Genomic DNA, 1,677 nt, shown 5'->3' on the forward strand with positions numbered 1-1,677 from the left:
AATCCGCGCCACGAACTTGTTGAAGGCCTCGGCCAGGGCGCCGAATTCGTCGCGAGCCTGTACCGGCAGGCGACGAGTCAGATCGCCCTCGCCTTCGGCGATGTCGTCCATGGCGCGGGTCAGGTCGTGCAGCGGGCGCAAGAGCACGCGGATCAGCAGGCCCAGCAACAGGATGATGGCGATCACCGCCACCAGGGTGGCGACGATGGCCAGGTTGCGCGCCTGGGTGACCGGGGCATAGGCCTTGGCCTGGTCGATGGACAGACCCAGGTACCACTTCACCGAGGGCAAACCGTTGACCGGGGTGAAACTCACCAGGCGCTCGTTGCCGTTCTGGGCGATGGCCTGCAGGCCGGGCTGCAGCGACAGGTTCTGCGCGGGGAAGACGTCCTTGAGCGTCTTGAGCACCTGCTCGGGATGGCTGCTGACCAGGATCTTGCCGTCGCCGTCGACCAGGAAGGCTTCACCCAGGCCGCCGACGTTGAGCGAAGTGATGATCTCCACCAGGGCTGAGAGGTTGAGGTCGCCGGCCACCACGCCGGCCAACTGGCCGTCACGCTGCAGCGGGGTGGCGATGGTCACGCCCAGCTGTCCGGAGGAAGCGAAGATATAGGGCGGAGTCAACACCGTGGTGCCGGCGGCGGTGGCGGCCGCGTACCAGGGGCGCTTGCGCGGATCATAGCCGGCTGGCAGGTTGCGCAGCGGTCGGGTGGTGTAGGTGCCGTCGACTTCGCCCAGGTAGGTGGAGTCGAAGTTGCCGGTATAGATCTTCTGATCCAGCAGGCCCACCAGCCCCTCGGGCGAGTGGTCGCGTGCCAGGGTCTGGGCCTCGCCTTCAATGAGCTTGACCCGTGTATCCAGCCAATAGGCAATGTTGCCAGCCGTGACCCGGCCGGTTTCCGCGAGGTTGGCGCTCAGGCTCTGGTCGATGGCCTGACGTTGCAGGTAGGCATTGAAGCCGGCCGAGGCAGCCAGCGCGGTGGTGATCACCAGTGCCGCGACCAGCAGGATCTTGTGGCTGAATTTCAGGTGTCGCTTCATACAGGTCTGCGTCCGTAGCGAGAGGAGCCAGGCCGGATTCAGGGCATGGCGGTCCCTCGTTATCGGGCACGTACGTTACGACTTGAGCGGAGCGGCACCCTCTTTTCAGCCTACCCGAGCTAGATGCGGAAGCCACCCACCAGCCGCTGCAGGCGACCGGCTTCGGCTTCCAGCGCGGTGCAGGCCGCCAGGGTGGCCTGGAGGTTGTCCACGCCCTGCTGGTTCAGCAAGTTGATCTCGCTGATGTCCATGTTCAGGGTCTCCACCACCGAGGTCTGTTCCTCGGTCGCAGTGGCCACCGACTGGTTCTGGCCGTCGATCTCGCCGATGCGCTCGGTCACGCTGCCCAGGCGTTCGCCGGCGCTCTTGGCCACCTGCATGCTATGGGCGCTCTGCCGCTGACTTTCCTGCATCAGGGCCACGGCATCGCGCGAGCCGGTCTGCAGTTCCTCGATCATCTGCTGGATCTGCTGCGCCGAACTCTGAGTACGGCTGGCCAGGGAACGCACCTCGTCGGCCACCACGGCAAAGCCACGACCAGCCTCACCGGCCCGAGCGGCTTCGATGGCGGCGTTGAGCGCCAGCAGGTTGGTCTGCTCGGAGATGCCGCGGATGACTTCGAGGATCTGGCCAATG

Annotated in this window: 2 protein-coding genes; both read right to left on the reverse strand. The window is 65.7% G+C overall.

Features of this window, described 5'->3' with window-relative positions:
• Window positions 1-1,041: HAMP domain-containing protein (locus ACUCV0_RS24025; RefSeq protein WP_482213929.1), on the reverse strand; the 1,041-nt coding region annotated here is incomplete at its 3' end.
• A 119-nt stretch (window positions 1,042-1,160) separates the two neighbouring features.
• A partial coding sequence (locus ACUCV0_RS24030) for a methyl-accepting chemotaxis protein (protein WP_482213387.1) occupies window positions 1,161-1,677 on the reverse strand: 517 nt, incomplete at its 5' end.

The organism is Pseudomonas sp. VMV1 (assembly GCF_056790235.1).